Origin of the sequence: Finegoldia magna, assembly GCF_003182075.1 — a bacterium.
Classification (GTDB): Bacteria; Bacillota; Clostridia; order Tissierellales; family Peptoniphilaceae; genus Finegoldia; species Finegoldia magna.
This window is the reverse complement of sequence record NZ_QGTH01000007.1, coordinates 51,977-75,508: the sequence shown is the minus strand read 5'-3', so window position 1 is coordinate 75,508 and position 23,532 is coordinate 51,977. Positions and strand designations below refer to the sequence as shown.

19 protein-coding genes are annotated in these 23,532 nt (G+C 32.5%); 16 read left to right on the top strand and 3 right to left on the bottom strand.

Annotated elements, in window-relative coordinates; translation table 11 throughout:
* Nucleotides 1-31 precede the first annotated feature (31 nt).
* The 3 genes from DES33_RS04250 to DES33_RS04240 all read left to right on the top strand — a co-directional run bounded on the left by DES33_RS04250 (nt 32) and on the right by DES33_RS04240 (nt 4,125).
* Nucleotides 32-1,780 (top strand): ABC transporter ATP-binding protein, encoded by a 1,749-nt coding sequence (locus DES33_RS04250; RefSeq protein ID WP_110058169.1) that lies wholly within the window; start codon nt 32-34, stop codon nt 1,778-1,780.
* Nucleotides 1,781-1,883: 103 nt separating this feature from the next.
* Nucleotides 1,884-3,044 carry a GspE/PulE family protein gene (locus DES33_RS04245; protein WP_110058168.1) on the top strand — a complete coding sequence of 387 codons (1,161 nt, stop codon included), beginning with the start codon at nt 1,884-1,886 and terminating at the stop codon, nt 3,042-3,044.
* Nucleotides 3,034-4,125 (top strand): type II secretion system F family protein, encoded by a 1,092-nt coding sequence (locus tag DES33_RS04240; protein WP_110058167.1) that lies wholly within the window; start codon nt 3,034-3,036, stop codon nt 4,123-4,125. The genes DES33_RS04245 and DES33_RS04240 overlap by 11 nt, the downstream gene beginning before the upstream one ends.
* Nucleotides 4,126-4,372: 247 nt before the next feature.
* Here DES33_RS04240 and DES33_RS04235 read toward each other — a convergent pair whose 3' ends face one another.
* Nucleotides 4,373-7,273 carry an insulinase family protein gene (locus DES33_RS04235; RefSeq protein WP_110058166.1) on the bottom strand — a complete coding sequence of 967 codons (2,901 nt, stop codon included), beginning with the start codon at nt 7,271-7,273 and terminating at the stop codon, nt 4,373-4,375.
* 173 nt (nt 7,274-7,446) lie between these two features.
* On the opposite strand from DES33_RS04235, the gene DES33_RS04230 reads away from it, so the two are divergent.
* The 4 genes from DES33_RS04230 to DES33_RS04215 all read left to right on the top strand — a co-directional run bounded on the left by DES33_RS04230 (nt 7,447) and on the right by DES33_RS04215 (nt 11,135).
* Entirely contained in the window at nt 7,447-8,208 is a 762-nt protein-coding gene (locus tag DES33_RS04230) for an exodeoxyribonuclease III (protein ID WP_110058165.1), read from the top strand.
* 9 nt (nt 8,209-8,217) lie between these two features.
* Nucleotides 8,218-9,063 carry an SDR family oxidoreductase gene (locus DES33_RS04225; RefSeq protein ID WP_110058164.1) on the top strand — a complete coding sequence of 282 codons (846 nt, stop codon included), beginning with the start codon at nt 8,218-8,220 and terminating at the stop codon, nt 9,061-9,063.
* A 36-nt stretch (nt 9,064-9,099) separates the two neighbouring features.
* Complete coding sequence (locus DES33_RS04220; protein ID WP_110058163.1) at nt 9,100-10,365, top strand: dicarboxylate/amino acid:cation symporter; 1,266 nt, start codon at nt 9,100-9,102, stop codon at nt 10,363-10,365.
* An 86-nt stretch (nt 10,366-10,451) separates the two neighbouring features.
* Nucleotides 10,452-11,135: a TVP38/TMEM64 family protein gene (locus DES33_RS04215; protein WP_110058162.1), complete on the top strand. Its 684-nt coding sequence runs from the start codon at nt 10,452-10,454 to the stop codon at nt 11,133-11,135.
* A 91-nt stretch (nt 11,136-11,226) separates the two neighbouring features.
* Here the strand turns inward: DES33_RS04215 and DES33_RS04210 are convergent, their stop codons facing one another.
* Both DES33_RS04210 and DES33_RS04205 read right to left on the bottom strand, forming a co-directional pair.
* The gene (locus DES33_RS04210) at nt 11,227-12,591 is read right to left on the bottom strand and encodes a UDP-N-acetylmuramoyl-tripeptide--D-alanyl-D-alanine ligase (protein WP_110058161.1); all 1,365 of its coding nucleotides are present in this window, start codon (nt 12,589-12,591) and stop codon (nt 11,227-11,229) included.
* A gap of 2 nt (nt 12,592-12,593) precedes the next feature.
* Nucleotides 12,594-13,646 (bottom strand): D-alanine--D-alanine ligase family protein, encoded by a 1,053-nt coding sequence (locus DES33_RS04205; protein ID WP_094207581.1) that lies wholly within the window; start codon nt 13,644-13,646, stop codon nt 12,594-12,596.
* A 172-nt stretch (nt 13,647-13,818) separates the two neighbouring features.
* Between DES33_RS04205 and DES33_RS04200 the strand changes: the two genes are divergently transcribed.
* The 9 genes from DES33_RS04200 to DES33_RS04160 all read left to right on the top strand — a co-directional run bounded on the left by DES33_RS04200 (nt 13,819) and on the right by DES33_RS04160 (nt 23,531).
* Complete coding sequence (locus DES33_RS04200) at nt 13,819-16,197, top strand: glycogen/starch/alpha-glucan phosphorylase (RefSeq protein ID WP_110058160.1); 2,379 nt, start codon at nt 13,819-13,821, stop codon at nt 16,195-16,197.
* On the top strand, nt 16,184-16,516 hold the full coding sequence (locus DES33_RS04195; protein WP_110058159.1) for a thioredoxin family protein: 333 nt from the start codon (nt 16,184-16,186) through the stop codon (nt 16,514-16,516). The genes DES33_RS04200 and DES33_RS04195 overlap by 14 nt, the downstream gene beginning before the upstream one ends.
* Before the next feature lie 12 nt (nt 16,517-16,528).
* Entirely contained in the window at nt 16,529-17,578 is a 1,050-nt protein-coding gene (corA, locus tag DES33_RS04190) for a magnesium/cobalt transporter CorA (RefSeq protein WP_110058158.1), read from the top strand.
* A gap of 15 nt (nt 17,579-17,593) precedes the next feature.
* Entirely contained in the window at nt 17,594-18,148 is a 555-nt protein-coding gene (locus DES33_RS04185; protein ID WP_110058157.1) for a hypothetical protein, read from the top strand.
* Complete coding sequence (locus tag DES33_RS04180; protein ID WP_227930617.1) at nt 18,148-18,636, top strand: dihydrofolate reductase; 489 nt, start codon at nt 18,148-18,150, stop codon at nt 18,634-18,636. The genes DES33_RS04185 and DES33_RS04180 overlap by 1 nt, the downstream gene beginning before the upstream one ends.
* 302 nt (nt 18,637-18,938) lie before the next feature.
* Nucleotides 18,939-20,117 carry a zinc ribbon domain-containing protein gene (locus DES33_RS04175; RefSeq protein WP_110058156.1) on the top strand — a complete coding sequence of 393 codons (1,179 nt, stop codon included), beginning with the start codon at nt 18,939-18,941 and terminating at the stop codon, nt 20,115-20,117.
* A gap of 8 nt (nt 20,118-20,125) precedes the next feature.
* Nucleotides 20,126-21,040: a 1-phosphofructokinase family hexose kinase gene (locus tag DES33_RS04170; protein WP_110058155.1), complete on the top strand. Its 915-nt coding sequence runs from the start codon at nt 20,126-20,128 to the stop codon at nt 21,038-21,040.
* Nucleotides 21,041-21,587: 547 nt separating this feature from the next.
* Nucleotides 21,588-22,583: an ABC transporter ATP-binding protein gene (locus DES33_RS04165; RefSeq protein WP_110058154.1), complete on the top strand. Its 996-nt coding sequence runs from the start codon at nt 21,588-21,590 to the stop codon at nt 22,581-22,583.
* Nucleotides 22,584-22,592: 9 nt separating this feature from the next.
* Complete coding sequence (locus tag DES33_RS04160) at nt 22,593-23,531, top strand: ATP-binding cassette domain-containing protein (RefSeq protein ID WP_002835640.1); 939 nt, start codon at nt 22,593-22,595, stop codon at nt 23,529-23,531.
* Nucleotide 23,532: the final 1 nt, after the last annotated feature.

Here is a 23,532-nt window from a genome sequence, read left to right as displayed (position 1 = left end):
ATTGGTTAATTTTAAAAGAAAGGATACAAATATGAAAAGAAATCTCAATCTGATAAAAAGGGTTATGCCTTATTTTAAAAAATACAAATTCATTTTGATGTTTGATTTGTTCTGTGCTGCTCTTACTACACTTACTGATATGGTGTTGCCGATGATTTTGAGAAGACTAACAAATGCAGGGCTTGGAACATATTCTTTGACAAGAGAAATGATTTACAGAATGGCGGCTTTGCTTTTGGTCATCAAAATAATTGATTTGTTGGCAGGATACTATATGACAAAAACTGGTCATATAATGGGAGCAAAGATTGAAACGGACATGAGATACGATGTGTTCCAACATTTGCAAAAACTTTCTGATTCGTATTTTAACGAAACAAAAGTCGGACAGATTATGGCGAGAATTACATCTGATTTGTTCGATATAACAGAATTTTCACATCACTGTCCAGAAGAATATTTTATTGGATTTATTAAAATAATAGTTTCATTCGTAATCTTAGTTAGATTAAATGCATTATTGACGGTGATTTTGTTCTTATCAATTCCTTTAATGATTGTGTTTGCATCTAAATACAACAGAAGAATGCGAAAAGGATTCAAAGAACAAAAACATCACATCGGGGTGTTGAATGCGGATATCGAAGATAGTTTGCTTGGGGTTAAAGTTGTAAAATCCTTCGCAAACGAAGATGTAGAAATCGAAAAATTCCAAAAAGGTAACAAGAAATTCTTGGATATAAAATCAGAAACGTACGCATCAATGGCTGGATTTAACACGATAACAAAAGCGTTTGATGGAATAATGTACATTATCGTGGTTTTATTCGGTGGACTTTTCCTAGTCGAAGGGAAGATGAGTAGTGGGGACATCGTAGCATTTATCCTCTATGTTCAAACGTTACTTACAACTGTGAGAAGAATTGTAGAATTTACGGAACAATTCCAACGTGGAATGACTGGTATCGAAAGATTTACGGAAATTATGGATCAAGATATCGAAATTTTCGACGACGATGACGCTGTGGATTTGGAAAATGTCAAAGGTAAAATCGAAATAAAAGATGTAAGTTTCAAATACAATAACAATAGCGAAAATGTGTTGAACAATATTTCATTTACTATAAATCCTGGACAGAAAGTTGCATTGGTTGGGCCTTCAGGTGGAGGAAAAACGACGTTGTGCAATTTGATACCTAGATTTTACGATGTAGAAGACGGAGAAATTTTGGTGGAAGGAATTGATGTTCGAAAAATCAAACTTCAATCGCTTCGTTCAAACATCGGAATGGTTCAACAAGATGTGTATTTGTTCAGTGGAACTGTCAGAGAAAATATTTTGTACGGAAAACCAGATGCAACAGAACAAGAAGTAATCGATGCAGCAAAAGCAGCAGGAGCGTACGATTTTATAATGAACTTGGAAAATGGATTTGACACTTATGTTGGAGAGCGTGGAGTAATGCTATCCGGCGGTCAAAAACAAAGAATTTCAATCGCGAGAGTTTTCTTGAAAAATCCACCTATTTTGATATTAGACGAAGCTACATCAGCGCTTGACAACAAGAGCGAATTTATCGTGCAAGAATCATTGGAAAACTTGGCAAAAGGAAGAAGCTCACTTACAATCGCCCACAGACTTACAACGGTTCAAAACGCAGATTTGATTTTGGTGTTGACTGAAGATGGAATAATCGAACGTGGAACGCACCAACAATTAATGGAACAAAAAGGATATTATTATAATTTGTACACACAAGGTGGCAGATTATTGGTGTAAATAAGAAGATATCAACTGCAATGCAGTTGGTATTTTTTTATTTGTAGATTGATTTAATTATTTTAATGATATAATTAAATTAGATATATACAAGGAGATAACAATGGAAATCAGCGATAATATTTTATTTGTAAATTCTATAATTAATGATGCAATCAGAAAAAATTCCAGCGACATTCACATCGAACCATTTGAAGAAAATGTCAGGATTAGATTCAGAATCAATGGAAGTTTGGTGGAATACAAAACTGTGGACAAGAGCATGCATTCAAAGATAATTACTAGAATTAAAATAATGAGTGAACTTGATATTGCAGAAAAGAGGCTTCCACAAGACGGCAGAATTACATATACTTACGAAAATTCGAAGATAGATCTTAGAATTAGCATTATCAACACAATTCACGGACAAAAATGCGTTATTAGAATTTTGAATCCAGAATCTTTTAAAATCGGGATGCAAAATCTTGGGATTTCTGAAAGTGAACAACAAATGATAGAAGGATTTACTAAATTTGAAAATGGAATGGTATTGATTTGTGGGCCGACGGGAAGTGGTAAAACAACAACGCTTTACACAATGCTAGAACGAGAAAATACAATCGATAAAAATATTATCACGATTGAAAATCCAGTCGAGTACAATATTTTTGGAATCAATCAAATTCAAATCAACGAAAAAATTGGATTGAGATTTGATAATACGCTGAAGTTTGTACTTAGACAAGACCCTTCTGTAATAATGGTCGGAGAAATCATAGACTTGGAAACTGCGAAGCTTGCGATTAGAGCATCTATCACTGGACACAAAGTTTATTCAACAATTCACACAGACGATTGCTATCAGTCCATAATCAGACTTATGGATATGGGGATTGAAGATTACATGATAAGAGCATCTCTTAAAGTTGTTATCGCGCAAAGATTGGTGAGAAAATTGTGTCCTCATTGTAAGAAAAAAGTCACACCAACACCTTCACAAATGGAAGTTTTCAGATCGAACGGATTAAATCCAACTGAAATTTACGAGCCAGGAAATTGCGATGAATGTAGTTCTGGTTACGAGGGAAGAATGGCTGTTATGCAAATACTAAAAATCGACGATGATTTGAGAAGTTTAATCAAAAAAGATATGAACTTGAAATCCTTGAAAAATTACGGTGAAGAAAATAAAATAGACAGTTTGTTCAAAAAAGCGCTAATTCAAGTATCACTTGGCAACACTTCATTTGACGAAGCAATGAGGTTGTACAATGAAGATTGACAGTTTATTAAAAGAAGATAGCATCTTAAAAAAAGAAATAAATCTCAAAGTATCGAAGAAAAAACTGTTTTTGTTTTTGAGACAGTTTTCAATTCTTCTGAACGCTAAGATTCCAATCATCGAAATCATTAATCTACTTAAAGAACAAAAAGAATTCAAACAACTTAAACCGAGTTTGGACAAAGTATCTGAGAATTTGAATAATGGAATGAACGTGTCGGAAAGTTTTTCAAATGACAAAAACTTCGATATGTTTTTTACCTCAATGATGAAACTAGGAGAAGAGAGTGGAAGGCTCGACAAAGTAGTCTACGATTTGAGCAAATACTATGAGAGAACTTACGATATCAACAAAAAAGTTCAAAACGCGATGATTTATCCGATAATTTTGACAGTCACAGGAATTGTAATGCTGATATTTATGCTTAAAAACGTCATTCCTACATTTGTAGATTTGTTCGAAAGCTCTGACATGGTACTGCCACTGTCTACAAGAATTTTAATTTCATTATCAAATGCAATTAACGAAAAAGGATTATTGATTTTAATTATTTTACTTTTAATAACAGCAGGAGGTATCATAGCATATCGAAGAACAAAATTTGGATATTATTTGGATAAATTCAAAACGACCAAATCAATTTTTGGTAAACAAAGAAAAATTATAATCTCCTCAGAAATTGCGAGGAGTTTGAGCATAACTCACAAAAATTCCATGACGATTTTGGATGGACTCATTATAATTCAAAAATCCATGAAAAACAAATACTACAAACAACAACTTTCCGATATTTTCAGAGAAATAGAATCTGGAGAGTTTACACTTGAAGAAGCGTTCAATAAAAGAAAAATTACTCCGCAAGTGTTCAACTCCATGCTAAAAGTTGCAGAAAACACTGGTGAGTTGGGCGATATATTCGAAAAACTTTCAGAATTTTACGACGGGGAAGTGGAATATGCAATCAAATCATTCATTAGCATATTAGAGCCAATGCTTATAATCTTCATGGCAATAATCGTAGGATTTATCGTAATATCTATTACCATTCCAATGTTTGATGTTATAAATTCGTTTAATTAAAAAACTGTGTTATAACATACTAACGCTCACGCACGAATATCTAGACTACAAAAATTGTTGATTTCTAAATCTTAAAATCCTAAAATCGTAAGCACGCTTAGCTTACGCGGTACGATTTTAGCCGGATTTTTTCGATTTGAAATCAAGTCAATTTTTTCCGTATAATATTCTTAGCATGAGCGTTGAATATTTTATTAAAAAAGCATTGAATATTATCATCAAAAAAAGAGGGCATATGCCCTCTAATTTATTCTACATTGATTATTTTGTCGAAAAGATTTGCATCTTCATCTATCTTTGTATCATTTCCTACAACTACTAAGTGATTTTCTTTCATTGCTTTTTTGATTATTTCAGCAAATTGCTTCAAGTCATCTACTGTTGTGTGTAGCATATTTTCAAGATAATTTTCATAATCTTCTATCGTTCTTCCAGACAAATACATGTTAATCGAACGACTTCCTTTTGTGAATGTAGTCATTGGTGGGTTGAATTGGTTTACAGTTCCAATGATGAATTGTTTCATTTCTTTTTCATCAAAGCTCATGTTTTCGACAAATTTGTCGATTTGATCGTAGATGTCGATTGTGTTTTTGATGTTAGGGTCTCTGTAGGAATACACATATAATATTCCATTTAAGCTTACGCTCATTCCAACTCCATAGGCTCCGCCTTTTGCTCTGACTTCGTTGTACAAGAATGAAGTGTTCAATATATTTGTCAACACAGTTATTTTGGAATTGTATTCAAACCCGTATTTTTTTAAATCTGCTGATTTTACAACGTAATTCACATTTGAAGATGTCTTGTATGCTTCTTTTAATTTGAAGAATTTTGTTGGAGAAGATTTGATGTCGATTTTTTCTGTGTGCATTTTAGAAATCAATGATTTTTGTAATTTGTCGAAGAATTTGTTTGCGGATTCTTGTTCGTTTATTATGCTTACAATCATATCGTTTGAATTTACGATTTTTTCGTAGTAATCTTGTAATTTCTTCAAAGTGATGTCTGCTTTTTCATCGAAATCATTCAACACGTCGCACAATTTTTCGTAGTAGCTAATTCCTGAACATTCATCTTCCAACACGCTTTTTTCTGAGAATGATGCCATTGATCGTGTCAACGCGAATTGGTTTCCTGCTTCAAGTATTCTTGTTTTATATTCTTGTTTTAGATTTTGAAGGATATTTTTGAATCTATTTTTGTCTTCAAATTTTACATTAAACAAGTATTCTTCCAATATTTTAATACATTCGTCTTCTGTTTTTTCTATTGTTTTGAAGCTGAACACAAACTTGGATTTTAAATCTTGACCGTTTTTTGTATTGTTCAAATGAATTGCCGTAAATATTCCACCTGATGCAAGATATGTTTGAGTGTATAATTTTTTGTAGTCGTAATTTGTAGTATCGCTTAGTCCGATATAATCGGATAGAAGTGACAAATAGAAGTAATCTTTTTGCGAGAACTTCGACAAATCAAACATAAATGATGCGTAGTGAATGTTTGATGTGAATAGATTTGGATTTAAGAATGTGTAATTGTCGATTTTCTTTTCGATTCTTTCTACATCTTCAAGTTTTGCGTCAATATCGGAAAGTTCCAATGTTGGAATAGTGTCTTTTTGTTCTTTTGTGTCTTCTTCTGATTGGAATTGTTCCAAGTTTTTGTTCAAATCTACTAATTCATTCAATTCTTCATCAGACAAGCTTTCCTTGTATTGTTTTAAATTTTCCTTAACTTCGTTGTCTTTTTTCAAATTAAGACCTGGTGTTGCCTTCAAAGATAGTATCAATTTAAAATTGTTGTTTAACAATTTTTCTTCGATGAATTTTTCGTAGTAATCTGTATCGATTAATTTTCTGCATTCTGCAAGAGTTTCTGAGAATTGCAATTGGTCGTAGTAGCTATCTGAGTACATGAAACTTAGAGCAGATTTTAAGAAATAGATAACTCCTTTTGTGTGGAAACTTCCAGCTTCTTTCAAATCATATTCCAATTTATTGAGAGTAGAAGTAAGTTCGTCCTTGTCGATTCCGTTTTTTACGATGTTTTCTAATTCTCTTTTAACCAATGATTCAAATTTTTCAGTGTTTTTTACATCTGAGTTCTCAGCGATAACACCCATTGTGATTTCTTGGCCGTAAGATGATACGCTCTCTACAGATTCACAGATGTTTTCTTGCAACAATTTTTCCTTGATTATTGCGGATTCGTTGGAGAATAATACATCACTTAAAATAGTTGAAACAAATGCGTCTTTTACATTTGTGATGTGTCCAACATTTGAAGCATATACCAATACATCTTTTCCGTCAGGCTTTTCGTCTTTTGATATATTGTATTCGACTTGGACTTTTTTAGCTTTCTCAAATGGTTTTTGGTAAGGAATGTCTGAGTCGATTTTTTTGTAATCATATTCATCCAAATATTCTGACAAATGATCCAATTCTTCTTCGATATTTCCATTTCCGTAAAAATAAATAAACGAATTTGATGGGTGGTAGTATTTGTCGTGGAATTCCAAGAATTTTTCGTAAGTTAAATCTGGAATGTTGTAAGGATTTCCACCCGATGAATGTGCATAAGTTGTATCTGGATACAAATATTTGAACAATTCATCGAAAATAATCGTGTAAATTGAACTGTAAGAACCCTTCATTTCGTTGTATACTACACCATTGTATTTGATATCATCATCGACATTTTTTATTTCGTAATGCCATCCCTCTTGATAGAAAATATTTTTCTTTTCGTAAACAATTGGATTGAAAACTGCATCCAAATAAACGTCCACAAGATTTTTGAAATCCTTGGCGTTACGACTTGCTACAGGATAGCAAGTTTTATCTGGATAAGTTATCGCGTTCAAAAATGTTTGTAGCGATGACTTTACCAAGTCCATAAATGGTTCACGAGTTGTGTATTTTTTGGATCCATTAAGAACTGAATGCTCCATTATGTGAGCGACACCTGTACTATCTTGTGGAATAGTCTTAAAAGCAATTGAAAAAACTTTGTTTTCGTCATCGTTAGAAAGCTTCAAAACCTTTGCTTTTGTTTTTTCGTGTTCGAAAAGAAATGCAGTAGAATTGATGTCTGACAATTCTCTCGTATCTATTAATTTAAAATTTTTATAATCTTGCATAAAAATCTCCTTTTTTCTTTTTAATATATTATATCAAATTGCGAAAACTTAACAAAATCACAAATTTATTAAAATTTCGTTTATTTGGGTATAAATAATTGTTAGCTACATTCACAAATATCAGTTTTTAAAACTGTATATGATATAATAAATAACAAATAAGAGGTGAGAATATGAAATTAATATCATGGAATGTTAACGGATACAGAGCCGTTATGAAAAAAGGATTTAAGGAAGCATTTGATAATTTGAATGCGGATATTTTTTGTTTACAAGAAATAAAAATGAAAGAAAATCAAATGACTGAAGAAATGGAATTTGAAGGTTATCACAGATATTCCTATTCAGCTAACAAGGCTGGTTATTCTGGAACTTTGGTTTACACAAAAGTTGAGCCGATTGGAGTAAGTTTTGGGATTGGAATTGATGAACACGACACTGAAGGTCGTGTGATTACTTGCGAATATGAGGACTTTTTCTTGGTAAATGTCTACACTCCGAACTCCAAACAAAAATTAGAACGCTTGGATTATAGAATGGTGTGGGAAGATGAATTCCACAATTATTTGAATATTTTAAGAGATAAAAAACCTGTAATTGTGTGCGGGGATTTGAATGTAGCCCACAATGAAATTGATTTGAAAAATCCACAATCGAATAGACGTTCTGCAGGATTTACTGACGAAGAAAGAAATAAAATGTCACTTTTATTAAATGATGGATATGTCGACACTTTCAGATATTTTTATCCAGATAAAACAGATGAATATTCTTATTGGTCCTACTTTGCAAAAGCGAGAGAAAGAAATGCTGGCTGGAGAATTGATTATTTTATAGTAAGTGATGATTTGAAGGACAATCTTGTGGATGCGAAAATTCACCAAAGCATAATGGGCTCAGACCATTGTCCAGTTGAATTGGAGATTAATTTTTAAGGAGATATTATGACTAGAAATAGAATTTGGATAAGTGGAGCAGATGGAAAAATCGGGAAAGTATTACAGAAATATTTGGATCCTTTGGAAGACGAAGTCTTAGCAACGGATAAATACATTGTAGACATTGTAAATTCCGATGAAACTTCAATATTTGCCAGAAGAAATAGACCGAATATAATCATAAATTGTTCTGCGCTTACAGACCCTGTAGCTTGCCAAGAAAACCCAGACGAAGCTTTCAGGGTAAATGCGTTGGGTGCAAGAAACATGGCGGTTGCAGCGAACACTGTGGATGCAAAAATAATTCACATGTCAGCAGACGATGTGTTCAGTGGACAATCCAGAAGTGCATACAGAGAATACGACACTCCACATCCTACGACAATGTATGGAAAAAGCAAATTGATGGGAGAAAATTTCGTAAGGGAATTCAGTGTGAAACATTTTATTTTGAGAACAAGTTGGTTATTCTCTCCGGTAAATCACAGGGTTGAAGATATTATAAAAGAAGCGCAAGAAACAGGAAAAGTTTACGTTCCTAAAGCGCAATATTCTTCTCCGACAAGCGCATATCAATTAGCAGAATTTATCGTGAAATTAATGGATACGTACGATTACGGAATTTATCATGCATCATGTGAAGGAGTCGCTAGTAGAAAAGATTTTGCAGAAGAAATTTTGAAGATAAAAGGAATTGATGCAGAAGTTATCGAAGATGAAAACTTGAGAATAGAAGGTCACAGACCAGATTTTACAGCTTTGGAAAACTTCTTATTGAACACTTCTCAAATTTACAAATTCACAGATTGGCAAACTTCTCTTCAAAAATATATCGAAAAAAATAATTTATAATTTTAAAAATGAATTTATAAAAAAGGAAAGATGTTTATGAAAAAAAAGAAAAAAAGAGGACTGACAACTCAAATATTCATTGGATTATTTCTGGGGTTGTTGGTAGGAATAGTTTTTAATCTATTTGTCCCTTCATCATATATAAAAGATACCATTTTAGTTAATGGAATATTCGACGTATTGGGGCAAGGATTTATCAGATTAATGCAAATGCTCGTTGTTCCATTGGTGTTTTTCTCATTAGTAACTGGTGCGATGAGCATGGGGGATACTAAAAAATTAGGAAAAATCGGAGTCAAAACACTTGTGTTTTATTTGTTCACTACGGCTTTGGCGATAACTTTGGCGCTATTATTGGCATCATTTATAAAGCCTGGAGTTGGAATTGATCTTAGCAAAGTGAGCCAGGCTGTCCAAGCAGACCCTGCGAAGGCAGTTTCAATAAAAGATACTGTGCTCAATTTGATTCCTACAAATCCAATTCAAGCTATGGCTGAAGGAAATATGTTGCAAATAATTTTCTTCGCATTGTTAGTTGGAATTATTTTGGCGAATTTGGGAGAAAAAGCACACAACGTAGCAAATATTTTCGAAGAATTCAACGACATAATGATGGATATGACTATGATTGTCATGAAGTTTGCACCAATAGGTGTATTTGCTCTTATCACAAAGACGTTTGCAACTTTAGGATTATCTGCAATATTCTCTATGTTAAAATACATGCTCACAGTAGTTTTAGGATTGATATTGCAACTTTTCTTAGTTTATATGGTTTTATTGACTATTTTTGCAAAAGCAAATCCATTCAAATTCTTGAAGAAATTCTTCCCAGTTTTGGGATTTGCGTTCTCCACATCATCTTCAAATGCAACAGTGCCAATGAACATCAACAAATTGGAAGAACTTGGAGTTAGCAGGAAAATTTCTTCATTTACTATTCCACTTGGAGCAACTATCAACATGGACGGAACAGCAATTATGCAAGGAGTTGCAGTAGTATTTGCAGCGAACGCTTACGGAATGCAATTGACACCACAAAATTTCTTGACAGTAATTGCTGCAGCGACACTTGCATCAGTAGGTACTGCGGGAATTCCATCTGTTGGATTGATAACTTTATCCATGGTATTTAATTCAATCGGACTTCCAATATCTGCGATTGCAATGATAATGGGAATAGACAGAATTTTGGATATGATTAGAACAGCGATAAATATCACAGGAGATGCCGTGTGTACAGTTATCGTCGCTAATAGTTCAGGTGAAGAATATTTTGATAGAGAAAAATTTAATTCGTAAATTATAATAAACGATAAACACTTATAGAATATTTCAATAAGTGTTTATTTTTTTATCTGATATAATGAATATAAGGAGGGATTATTTTGAAATTAGAAAATAAACATATTAAAAAATTTGTCGTAATTCTCATTGTAGTTCTTGCGTTTGTATTTATCAAACCACTCAGAGAAGGCGTAACGAACATGTCAAAAGCTTTTAAAGATCTTGAAAGTGTAAAAGCGTACATCAGATCGTTCGGAAAGACTGCGGTTATAATTTCATTCTTGATGATGATTCTTCAATCAATTGCAGCGCCAATTCCAGCTTTCTTCATTACATTTTCTAATGCAGCTATTTGGGGATGGGTTAGAGGAAGTATATTATCTTGGACATCTGCAATGGCTGGAGCGGCGCTTTGTTTTGGTATTGCGAGATTTTTGGGAAGAGATATTGCAGAAAAATTTGCCACAAAAGGAGCATTGAAGGAAGTAGAAGGATTCTTCGACAAATATGGCAAGAACGCTATTTTGGTTGCAAGATTATTGCCATTTGTTCCATTTGATCCGATAAGTTATGCAGCGGGATTGACTCCGATGGGATTTTGGGAATTTTTCATCGCGACAGGAATTGGTCAACTTCCAGCGACTTTGATTTATTCTTATGCAGCAAGTAAATCGACAAATCCATCTACATGGGTAAAAGGACTTATTATTTTATTCGGAGTGTTTGCACTTGGAATGTTGATGAAGAGAATTTATAACGATAAACAAGCAAAGAAAAACATATAAGAAAGCCTCAAACTTTCCTAGAAATAAACAAGCCCTTATGCACTTTTGTACATAAGGGCTTGTTGTTTTGATATTATTTAATATTTTGATGTTAAATTTCTTTTATTTGTTCGACTAATTTATCGAATTGCATTGCATGAGATGCTTTTACTAAAATCAATGTGTTGTCCACGATTAATTCTTGCAATTTTTCTAGCAATTCTTCTTTTGTTTCAAAGTAGAACACTTTATCTTCTGCAAAGTTTGTACGTGCTCCTTTGATTATGTTTTCTGCTAATGGTCCAGTTGCCAATACGTAGTCGATTTTTTCGGGATTGATTGATTTTCCGATATTTTTGTGAAGAGTTATTTCGTTGTCTCCAAGTTCTAGCATATCACCTAATACGGCGATTTTTCTAGAATAGCCGTGCAATCCGTAAGCTGTTTCTAAGCAACTTGTAAGTGATTGTGGATTTGATTTGTAGCTATCGTTTAAAATATGGAATTTATCTAGTAGGATAAGTTCGTTTCTCATTCCCGTTAATTCGATTTTTTTCAGCCCTTTTGCTACATCTGAATAATCCAATCCCATAAGTTCAGCTACTATTATTGACATCGTAGCGTTGTACATTTGATGATGTCCCAACAATTCTATGTTGAACACGTGATCGTTGATTGAAAATGTCGATCCTGTTTCATCAGCTTTAATCATTTCCATTCTATAATCGCTGTCTGGTTTTATTCCAAAACTTATAGTCTTTTCTGGTAATTTGTATTCTTGTTTTACTTCTCTGAGAACTGGATCGTCGTTATTTAAAATAAATATTCCGTCTTCTTTTAATCCTTCAAGGATTTCGAATTTAGCTCTGGCAATATTTTCTTTTGTTTTCAAATTTAAAAGATGACTGTCGCCGATGTTTGTAATCATTGCGATATCAGGATGAGCGATATTAGTAAGTTGACTGATTTCTCCAAAATTTTCTGTTCCCATTTCAAGAACTGCAACTTCTGTGTCATCATCTATGTCAAATATCGTCTTGGATAATCCGATTTCGTTGTTGTAATTTTTTTGTGTTTTAACGACTTTGTACTTTTCTTTTAATAAAGAACTCATTATATCTTTTGTAGTTGTTTTGCCATTGGATCCTGTGATGGCGATTACTTTACAGTTTAAACTGTTGATGTATCCTCTAGCTAAATCCATCATAAATTCTTTTGTATCATCTACTTCGATTACTGGATAATCGTTGATGTTTCTGTAATCCCTGTTAACTACACAACAAGATGCGCCCTTTTCAAAAGCCATCTCTATGTAATTTTGTCCATCGAAATTATCTCCTCTAAGAGCGATGAACATGTTGTCTTTTTGAATAGTTCTTGTATCTGTGGAGATACCTTTTACCATTACATCATGGTATTTTTCATTTATAATCGTGTTAGTAAGTTCTGTTATTGTTTTTAAATTTCTTGTTAACATATTTACCTCTCTAACTTATATGCTTTATTTTTTTCGTATTCTTCAACAGCCAAATCAATCAAGTTGTCGAATACTTCTGAAACACTCATATCGTTAGTGCATTTCCACAAAACTGGAAACATTGAATGTGGAGTTAGTCCTGGAACTGTGTTGATTTCATTCACCCAAAGCTCATTGTCTTTTACGAACATATCAACTCTTGAAAATCCTGACAAACTCATTAATTTGTACACTTTTTCTGCCAAATGTCTTGCTTTTAATTCTAAATCTTCATCCATTGGAAATGGTGTAAGCATTTCTGTTTTTGAATCGTTATATTTTGCATCGTAATCGAAAAACTCTACATCGTGTATTTGGTATACACCCGGACGTGATGCAACTGGATTGTCATTGCCCATAACTGCTATCTGAAGTTCAGGACCAATGATTTCTTCTTCAACTAAAATTCTTCTGTCGTATTGAAATGCGTTTTGGATTGCTTGTTCCAATTCTTCTTCTGTTTCTGCTCTCATAACACCAACAGATGAACCAGCGTTACATGGTTTTACATAAACTGCCTTGGATGTTTTGTCGAAAATTTCCTTCAAATTGTATTCATCGTTTTTGCAAAGCACGACGTATTTTGCTTGAGGAATTTTGTTCAATTCGAAAATATCGTTAGTGTATCCTTTGTCCATGCAAAGTGCAGAACCCAACACATTACATCCTACAAATGGCAAATCCAAAACTTTTATGAAACCTTGGATTGTTCCATCTTCGCCATAACTTCCGTGAATTGCAGGAAATATTACAGTATTTTCAGGATTGATTTTACTGATACAATCGCTGACAGATTCTATTACAGAAAGCTCAGTGTCAAGCACTAATTCGTCGTCGGATTTTATTTCTTCAGTTATGTTTTCTTTCATTATGAATTTTTTATCGCGGCGAACGAAAATCGCACTTACATTGTATTTTTCTTTTGATAAATTATTTATTAATGTTCTAGCACTTGTAATACTTACTTCGTGTTCAGTACTAGGACCGCCATATAATACATATATATTTTTTTGCATAATTTTTGTCCTTTCTTGTGACTCATTAATATATTACTATAACTAAATCATTATATCAATAAAATAGAAAAATGTATCATTTTTGTTGATTTTAAGAAAAAACAATACAAATTTAATAGGACTATTTTACAAATGTGGTAAAATATAGTTGAGCTAAGAATAGGAGGATTTTATGAAAAAGGAAGAATTTTTGTTGCAATTTGAAAAAAACTTATTTAATATGTTTGGAAAAGATTTACAAACTTCTACTGAAAAAGAAAAATATATAGCTTTTTCTAAAATAATAATGAACGAATTGGCAGAAGATTGGAAGAAAACTTCTGATAAACACAAAAATTCACGAAATGCCTACTATTTTAGCGCGGAATTTTTGATAGGAAGATCTTTGGGAAATAATTTGTTGAATATGGGTTTGAACGAAGAATATTCACAAGTTTTAAAAGAATTGGACATCGACATCAATGATTTGGAAATTCAAGAAGAAGATGCAGCTTTGGGAAATGGTGGTCTAGGAAGACTTGCGGCATGTTTTATGGAAAGTGCAGCGAGTTTGGATTATCCATTGACAGGTTATGGCGTGAGATATCGCCAAGGACTTTTTAAACAATATTTTCACAACGGATTTCAGATGGAAGTCGGAGATAATTGGACATTGGACAAGGATCCTTGGTCAAGACGTGTAGAATCTGAATCCAAAATCATTAGATACAAAAACCAAGTCGTAAAAGCAGTTCCTTATGATATGCCAGTTGTAGGCTACAAAAATCATGTTGTTAATACTTTGAGGTTGTGGCAGGCGGAATGTGATGACGGATTTGATTTTCAAAAATTCAATAATTTTCAATACGACGATTCAGTAAAAGAAAAAAATAGAGCAGAAGATATCACGAGAGTTTTGTATCCTAATGATATACAAAGACCGGGAAAAGTTTTAAGGCTTAAACAACAGTATTTTTTCAGTAGCGCATCTATTCAAGATATAATCGAAAAATACGAGAAGAATTTCCCAAATGATAAGGATTTTGAAGATTTTTCAAAATACAATACTATCCAATTAAACGATACTCATCCTGTTATGGCTATCCCAGAAATGATGAGAGTTTTGATGGATGATAAAAAACTTTCTTGGAAACAAGCTTGGAATGTTACAAGCAATGTGTTCAACTACACTAACCACACTATTTTACAAGAAGCAATGGAAAAATGGAGTGTAGATGTTGTAGAGGAAGTGAGTCCTAGAATTATGGATATTATCGCTGAAATCGACAGGAGATTTGTCAGCGATTTGGTGGGATTGTATTATTCTGTAGATAGGATAGATAATCTCAGAATTGTGAAGGACAATACTGTTAATATGGCTCATTTGGCAATATTAACATCCGTAAAGATTAACGGCGTTGCTAAAATCCACACAGAAATTCTGAAAAACGAGACATTAAAATCATGGCACGATTTGTATCCGGATAAATTCGTCAACAAAACAAATGGAATTACTCCAAGACGTTGGCTATTTTATTCAAATCCAGAGCTAACGAATTTTATAACAGAACTTTTGGGAGAAGATTGGAAAACTGATCTAACAAAATTAAAGGAGATTGAAAAATTCCAAGACGATGACAAAGTTTTGGCTAGATTAAGAGAGATTAAACTCAACAACAAAATCAGACTGAAAAAATACATTAAGGAGCATGAAAACATCGATGTAGATGAGAACTCTATTTTTGATATACAAGTTAAGAGACTTCATGAATACAAGAGACAATTGTTGAATGCTTTTCACATTTTGAATTTGTATTATAAAATCAAAAACAACGAAGTATCCGACATTCCAAAACAAACATATATATTTGGGGCGAAGGCAGCGCCGGGGTATTTCAGAGCAAAGGCTATTATAAAATTCATCAATGAAGTTAAAAATCTCGTGAACAATGATGATGTTGTTAACAAATATATCAAGGTTGTGTTCTTAGAAAACTTCAACGTATCAATCGGAGAATTGGTGTATCCTGCAGCAGATGTGAGTGAGCAGATTTCGACTGCGGGAAAAGAAGCTTCGGGAACTGGTAACATGAAGTTTATGTTAAACGGAGCGTTGACTGTGGGAACTTACGACGGCGCTAACATTGAGATTTTCAATCACGCAGGTGAAGACAACAACTTCCCATTTGGAGCGACTGTTGAAGTATTAAATTCCATCAGAGACAGTTACAATCCAGTTGAGTATTATTATAAGGATGAAAATATTAAACGCGTTATTGATACTTTACTAAGCGATTTGATCAATGATAGTGGATCATTTATGTTCTTGGACATTTACAATTCGCTTGTAAACAGAGATTCGTCATTTAAATTGGACGAATATTTTGTGTTAAAAGATTTCAATGATTATGAACAAATTCACGAAAAGATTTTACAAACTTATTCTGATGAGAAAAAATGGGCTATGATGAGTTTGATGAACATCGCTAATTTCGGAGAATTTTCATCGGATAGAACTATAAAAGAATATGCAGAAGAGATTTGGAGGATAGTACCAAATGAAAAAATTTAAAAAGAGTGATATTAACTCTAAGATATTTAACAAAGGAAACAAGATTTTATTTTTCTACGCCGACGGGATTTGTCCATGTATTCCGGCGAAAAATGATTTGGAAGATATCGAAAAATCATTTCAAGGAGAAATAGAATTTTACGAATATTTAGCTAAAAAAGTTAGAGAAATTGACAAGGACGAGATAATTACGCATTACGATGCGTTGCCTCTACCTACGACTTTATTTATAAAAGATGGCAAAATCATCGACAGACTTGTAGGGGATAACTCAAAATCGACATACAGAAATTACGCGAACAAATTATTGGATGAATAAGAGGAGATAGTATTGGCTAATTTATTATTTGAGGATAGAATCAACGAAATATTAGATACTCTTAGGCTTGAGAACGATCTTGAAAACACCAAAATTACTTTTTGTACTTTTGATGAACATCATTTCGACAAACATCAAACCACAGACATCGATGATATCGAATTGAGAAATGACAGGATAAATTGGATATATATCACAGGATTATCAGATACAGATAATTTCATAAAAATGAAAGAAAAATTCAAAATCCACCCTCTTATAATAGAAGACATGTTGGATGTGGAACAAAGGACGAAACTAGAAGCTTATGATGATTATTTGTTCGTGGTAACAGATACTGTGGATTATGATATGTTCAACAGTGTAAAAGAATTGTCGTTTAACCAAGTTTCTTTTGTTTTGAAAGAAAATTTGTTAGTAACTGTAGAGCAAAACAAAACCACATCATTTGACAGAGTTTTGGACAAGTTAGAAAAAATTCCTGTTTTTAGACCGAAAACTACAGATGGACTATTGCTTTTGTTAATGGATGCATTTATCGACAACTACTATCAAATTTTTGATATTTTGGGAGAATACATAGATGATTTGGAAGACGTTATGATGACTAATCATGATGACGATATTCTCAGAGAACTTTACACTATGAAGAAAAACCTAATATTTTTGAGGAAGACTTTGTGGCCTTTGCGTTCAGTTATCAATGAAATTTCGAAGTTCAGAGTAAATTTGGTAAGTCACAACATATCTATTTACATGAGAGATTTGTACGATCACATAATCCAAATGCTTGAATTCATAGAAGTGTATCGCGATATGATTAACTCCATGATAGATGCTTTTGACACTAATATCTCCAACAGAACTAACGAAGTAATGATGGTATTGACTGTGTGGTCGACGATATTTTTGCCTTTGACATTCTTAACAGGAGTCTATGGAATGAACTTTAAATATATGCCGGAACTTCAAGGAAAATACGGATATATTTTGTTCTGGGTTACGGCTGTTGTGATTACTAGTGTTATGATTTATTATTTTAAAAAGAAAAAATGGATGTAATATAAAGGAGATTTTATGGAAAACAGTACTTTTTTGGCATCTGATTATGAAAAAGAACAAATTGATGCTATTAAAAAAATACTGCGAGTGTATTTTAGTGGAGATATTGAATTTAGCAAAAATTTTTCTGAATTGAAACCAAACATAGACAACCAAAATTTGAAAGAAGTTTTGAATGAACTGGACGACAAAATAACCAGAGATGATTTGATAAGATATGTCAATGATATCAACATAATGGCTTATAATGAGGAAAATAAGCTTTGTTTTATGTATGATGCTAACAGGAAATTTACAAAAGAAAGAAAGATTGCACTTGAGAATTATCCACGAGATAAAAACTATGGTTTTTGTATTGAAAAATGGATAAACAAATGCGATAGCATCCTTTCCAATTCGTCGTCTGATTTGCAAAATGCAATCTATAGCACTATGCTTGATATTTGCTGTGAGGAAATGGGTATACTCGTAATAAGAATCTGCGAGGATGATTTTGATTGGACAGATGATCATGCAATGGAAAAATTGAACGAAATTGTAAGTAATATAAGGAAGGGAGATTTTTGTTAATGAAAGTTATATTAGCAGTAGATAGAAATTTTGCGATAGGAAAAGATGGAGATATGCTTTTTTCAATTCCTGAAGATATGCAAAGATTTAAGGAATTAACAACTGGAAATATCGTTATAATGGGAAGAAAAACATTGGAATCTTTGCCGGATTCAAAACCTCTACCAAATAGAACCAACATAATAATTACAAGTAAGGACTTAGATGGTATGCTTTGCGTAAAAAACGAAGAAGAATTGCTACGCACTCTCAAAGAAATCAACCCAGACCACAAAATGACAGAGTATTTGATAGGTGGAGCAAACACGATTGAATCATTGATACATTTAGTTGATGAATTCGTAATCACTTATGTTGACGCAGAATTTGAATATGATGCAAAAATCAGAAACTTATTTGAAGACCAAGATTATTATGTAGCGGAAGAGTCAGACATCAAAACTTACGAAGATTTGAATTATAGATATATGGTATTTAAAAGAAAATAGAAAATAAAGCAAACAAACTTCATGCACGAATATCTAGACTACAAAAATTGTTGATTTCTGAATCTTAAAATCCTAAAATCGTAAGCACGCTTCGCTTACGCGGTACGATTTTGGACGGATTTTTTCGATTTGAAATCAAAGCAATTTTTTTCGTATGATATTCTTAGCATGAAGATGTGTTACTCTTTTGAAATAAACTGGGGATAATTAACCCAGTTTTTTATTGCCCAAATATTAAGATTTGGCAAAGTTATAATTGAGTATAATGTATTGTGATATAATACGGTTACGGAGGTGAGTAAATGCGTTGTCCTAATTGCAATGAAAAAGTGTTAGATACGGTGAATTTTTGTCACAATTGTGGGTTTAATTTGAAAGAATACCGTGAAAGTTTGAATGAACAAAAGGATATAAAAGAACAACCAGAAAATAATCACGCATCTACAGATAAGGATTATTCATATTCTGACGATGTGATGAATATTTTTAATATAAAAAATCGTGAAAAATCAGCTGAAGAACAAAAGACTGAAGATATCATAAATAAAAATAAAACGGAACACAAGCCTAAAAGGATTGAAGATATTTTTCAAGTGATTAACAAAAACAAATCTCAATATGGAAAGTTCAATCCCGACAAGGAAGTTGAGAAGAAAATAAACCACGAAGATGAAAAAGAACCTGAAGAAAATTACGAAAACACGATTTTTATTACCAAAGGTTATGACGAAAAACAAGAAAAAATTAAAAGAGATGAGTCGATAAGATTCACTTCGGCAAATGAGTTTACTATTCATAAGTTTGAAGACGAAGATGAAGATGATGACCAATTTATGGATACTTTTGAGGTTAAAAGTAAACAAGTTTTTGACAAAATCAATTTGTTCTTTATTAAAATATTGAAGAAAATGATGGGAGGCACACAACCTTACAGGTTCTCAATGAGACTTGCGGTTGTAGTGTTATCTGCGTTGCCGCTTTTATTCTTTTACATGAATTCTACAAATCACTGGACATTTACTCAAAAATCAAAGGCAATCGTAGTTATGGTTTCAGTGTTGGTTTTGGATATTTTCCAAAAACTTTTATCCTATAGTCTGGGACTTAAACTAGCAGGAACGAAATTATATCAACCAATTGATAAGGAGTTGAGAAACAATATCTCAGTTTTACTTTCGGTTATAGAATCTCTCATATTTAGCTTATTTGGAGTGTTAACCGCAGGAGGACTTGTCGGTTTTAGTTCGTCAGTTTTCACGTTTACATTTTTGGGTGCACACGCTTTTATATATCTAATTTCATTAGTAATATTGATATTATTTGCAACGATTATTTTAGTAGATAGATTTGATTACAAAAATTTGTGGAAAGTTTACGGACTTAATGCAGCTGGAATTGTGATAACAAGACTTGTTGTGTTTATGGTCGTTATGACACTTCTTCAAAAAATATTTTTTGGACTTGCTCCGGGATTAATGTAGGTGATTAAATGATTTACACAGTTACTATGAATCCAGCACTTGAATTTGTAAGTGAAGTTTCGGATTTTGAATTTGACAAGAACAATATATCGGATTTTGATTTGATGCTTCCAGCTGGAAAAGGAATCAATGTTTCGAGAGTTTTAAAACAACTTGGACTTCCGACTGTTGCAACTGGATTTGCAGGAGGTTTTACTGGAGAATTTGTAGAAGATTGGCTAAGAAGAGAAGATATCAAATCTGAGTTCATAAGAATTGATGATAATACTAGAATTAATATCAAAATCACAGGCTCTTCGAAAACCGTAATCGAATCAAAAGGACCTAGCATTTCTCATCAAGAACTACAGGAATTGTTATACTATCTATCAAGAGTTAAAGAAGGAGATACTGTGTTTTTGTCCACAGCTTTTCCGAAAAATATAACAGAAACTGTAATCGAAAGAATGATTGCAATTTGCAAAGCCAACAAAGCACACTTCGTACTTGATATAGATGAGTATTATTTGGAGAGATTTGCTAACGAGGGATCATTACTTGAAAAAATAAGTGTAAAATGCTTGGAGCATCTATTTAAAACAAAAATAAATTCAGAATCAGATTTGCTTAAATGGAAAAATGAAATATCTGGTTTGAATTCTAAATTTGTAATAGTGCCCTTTGTAGATAATAAAGTATATTTGTTCCAAAAGAATTCAATATATGCTTTTGACATAGAACAGATGCTAAACCAAAAAAGAGATTTTGTTATTGACTCAATAATCGCGGGATTTATCGCGACATTTATCAGAACTTCAGATTATGAAAAGTCTTTTGAAATGGCGAATGCCTGTGCACTAACTTCGTTGAAGACCAAGGATTTGCCGAAAAAATTCCAAATAGATGATTGCTTTAATGATATTAATATAATAAAAATAAACTAAAATAAAAAAACAAGGTGTTGAATTTAATTCATACCTTGTTTTTTTATGTTGTAATAAATTAAGAAATGGAGATTTAATTGAAAATGAAAAAGTTTTCAATAATTAAATATATTTTACCATTTCAATATAACGAATGCAAGCTTTTTGTTACATTTTTTAAAAATTAATAAATTTGTAAATAGGCTCATGATTATCATTACTTTATCATAATAAAGAGATTGTGTCAAGTCATTTTTATGCAAAAACACAATTTATTTTATTGGCAGGACAAATTTTAAAAATGAATAAAAATAATCTAATTTTATTTTCATAATCAACTCTAAATGGCGGAACTATAACGGGAAAAGAAAATCATAAATTTTATTTTTGTAGCTAAAAAGTGTAATTTAATTCGAAAAAGCATGAAAAAACTGTATTTTATACTGAAATTTTAAATTAAAAAATAAATAATAATTGACAAATGCATTTTATGTCACTATAATGAGATAAAGTATTATTTATTATTCATACATAAATCATACAAAAAATAAACTGAAAGGAGAATAAGATGTCTGCTAATAAGAAAATATTGGAAGTTAATAATATGCATACAGCTTTTAGAATAAAAGACGATTATTATGACGCCGTAGACGATGTTTCATTTGAATTGTATGAAAATGAAGTATTAGCTATGGTTGGCGAATCTGGTTGTGGCAAATCTACACTTGCTACTACAATTATGGGTTTACATAATATGAACTACACTCAAATTAGCGGTGAAGTTATATATAACGGCGAAAATATTTTGAATTATACAGAAGCTCAATTCAATGAGTTGAGAGGTGGAGAAATTGGTATGATATTCCAAGATCCATTGGCATCACTTAACCCATTAATGAGAATTGGCGAACAAATTGAAGAAGCTTTGTTGTATCACACTGATTTGGACAAGAAACAACGTCAAGCAAAAGCTGTTGATCTTCTAAAAAAAGTAGGGATTGAAAATGCTGAAGTTATAGCAAGACAATTTCCTCATCAATTATCAGGAGGTATGAGACAAAGAGTAATTATTGCGATTGCTTTGAGTTGTAAGCCTCATGTTTTGATAGCTGATGAGCCAACTACTGCACTTGATGTTACAATTCAAGCACAAATTCTAGATTTAATAAAAGAATTACAAAATCAAATGAATTCAGGAATTATATTGATAACCCATGATTTAGGAGTTGTAGCACAGACCGCTGATAGAGTTTGCGTAATGTATGCAGGTCAGATCGTTGAGATTGCACCTGTGGATGAGTTGTTCAATAACCCACTTCATCCATATACTAGAAGCTTATTAAATTCCATTCCGCAAGCAGATAATGAATCTGATCAGTTACACGTAATAGAAGGTATGGTTCCTTCATTAAAAGATTTACCAAGAAAAGGATGCAGATTTGCACCTCGTATTCCTTGGATAGAAGATTCAGAACATGAAGAAAACCCAGTATTACATGATGTTGGCAATGGACACTTAGTTCGTTGTACATGCTGGAAGAACTTCCATTTTAAAGACGAATAGGAGGAAAATATGGGATTTTTAGAAGTTAAAAATTTGAAAGTTCATTATCCAATTCGTGGTGGATTTTTTAATACAATTCAAGACTATATCAAAGCTGTTGATGGAGTTGATATGGATATTGAACAAGGAAAAACTTATGGATTGATTGGAGAGTCAGGTTCTGGGAAGTCAACTATCGGAAAAGCTATAGTAGGACTCGAAAAGATTACAGATGGACACATTTTGTATGAAGGAAAAGATGTTACAAGTAGATCTTACAGAAAAAAGATTAACTACAATCAAGATGTTCAAATGATTTTCCAAGACTCAATGAGTTCGCTTGATCCTAAAAAAAGAATTTTGGATATAATCGCTGAACCAATCAGAAATTTTGAAAAACTTACACCTAAAGAAGAAAAAGAAAAGGTGTTTAAATTATTAGACATAGTTGGACTTAACGAAAGTGCAATTTACAAATATCCATTTGAATTCTCAGGTGGTCAAAGACAAAGAATTGGTGTTGCAAGAGCTGTTGCATGTAACCCAAGATTGATAGTTGCAGACGAACCAGTTAGTGCACTTGACTTATCAGTTCAAGCGCAAGTATTAAACTACATGAAGTTGATTCAACAAGAGTTTAATCTAAGCTACATTTTCATCTCTCACGATTTGGGGGTTGTAAGACACATGTGTGATTACATTTATATTATGCATAACGGCAAATTTGTGGAAACTGGTAATCGTGATGAGTTATACTCTGATCCTCAACATATTTACACAAAAAGACTTATCGCAGCGATTCCTCAAATCGAACCAAATAGAAGAAAAGAGCTTAGAGATGCTAGACAAGCTATTGAAAAGAAGTTTGATGAACAAAAAAATGTCTACTACGATGAAAATGGATCGGTGTACGATTTGACAAAATACAAAGATTCTCATTATGTAGCAGCTAGAAAGGGGGAAATATAAT

Bases quoted from the DNA above. Each gene is read 5' to 3' on its own strand.
- DES33_RS04210 (WP_110058161.1), bottom strand. From the start codon at position 12,591: ATGTTAACAAGAAATTTAAAAACAATAACAGAACTTACTAACACGATT.
- DES33_RS04225 (WP_110058164.1), top strand. From the start codon at position 8,218: ATGACTAGAAATAGAATTTGGATAAGTGGAGCAGATGGAAAAATCGGG.
- DES33_RS04235 (WP_110058166.1), bottom strand. From the start codon at position 7,273: ATGCAAGATTATAAAAATTTTAAATTAATAGATACGAGAGAATTGTCA.
- DES33_RS04165 (WP_110058154.1), top strand. From the start codon at position 21,588: ATGTCTGCTAATAAGAAAATATTGGAAGTTAATAATATGCATACAGCT.
- DES33_RS04170 (WP_110058155.1), top strand. From the start codon at position 20,126: ATGATTTACACAGTTACTATGAATCCAGCACTTGAATTTGTAAGTGAA.
- DES33_RS04240 (WP_110058167.1), top strand. From the start codon at position 3,034: ATGAAGATTGACAGTTTATTAAAAGAAGATAGCATCTTAAAAAAAGAA.
- DES33_RS04205 (WP_094207581.1), bottom strand. From the start codon at position 13,646: ATGCAAAAAAATATATATGTATTATATGGCGGTCCTAGTACTGAACAC.
- DES33_RS04180 (WP_227930617.1), top strand. From the start codon at position 18,148: ATGAAAGTTATATTAGCAGTAGATAGAAATTTTGCGATAGGAAAAGAT.
- DES33_RS04160 (WP_002835640.1), top strand. From the start codon at position 22,593: ATGGGATTTTTAGAAGTTAAAAATTTGAAAGTTCATTATCCAATTCGT.
- DES33_RS04250 (WP_110058169.1), top strand. From the start codon at position 32: ATGAAAAGAAATCTCAATCTGATAAAAAGGGTTATGCCTTATTTTAAA.
- DES33_RS04185 (WP_110058157.1), top strand. From the start codon at position 17,594: ATGGAAAACAGTACTTTTTTGGCATCTGATTATGAAAAAGAACAAATT.
- DES33_RS04220 (WP_110058163.1), top strand. From the start codon at position 9,100: ATGAAAAAAAAGAAAAAAAGAGGACTGACAACTCAAATATTCATTGGA.
- DES33_RS04200 (WP_110058160.1), top strand. From the start codon at position 13,819: ATGAAAAAGGAAGAATTTTTGTTGCAATTTGAAAAAAACTTATTTAAT.
- DES33_RS04195 (WP_110058159.1), top strand. From the start codon at position 16,184: ATGAAAAAATTTAAAAAGAGTGATATTAACTCTAAGATATTTAACAAA.
- DES33_RS04245 (WP_110058168.1), top strand. From the start codon at position 1,884: ATGGAAATCAGCGATAATATTTTATTTGTAAATTCTATAATTAATGAT.
- DES33_RS04175 (WP_110058156.1), top strand. From the start codon at position 18,939: ATGCGTTGTCCTAATTGCAATGAAAAAGTGTTAGATACGGTGAATTTT.
- DES33_RS04230 (WP_110058165.1), top strand. From the start codon at position 7,447: ATGAAATTAATATCATGGAATGTTAACGGATACAGAGCCGTTATGAAA.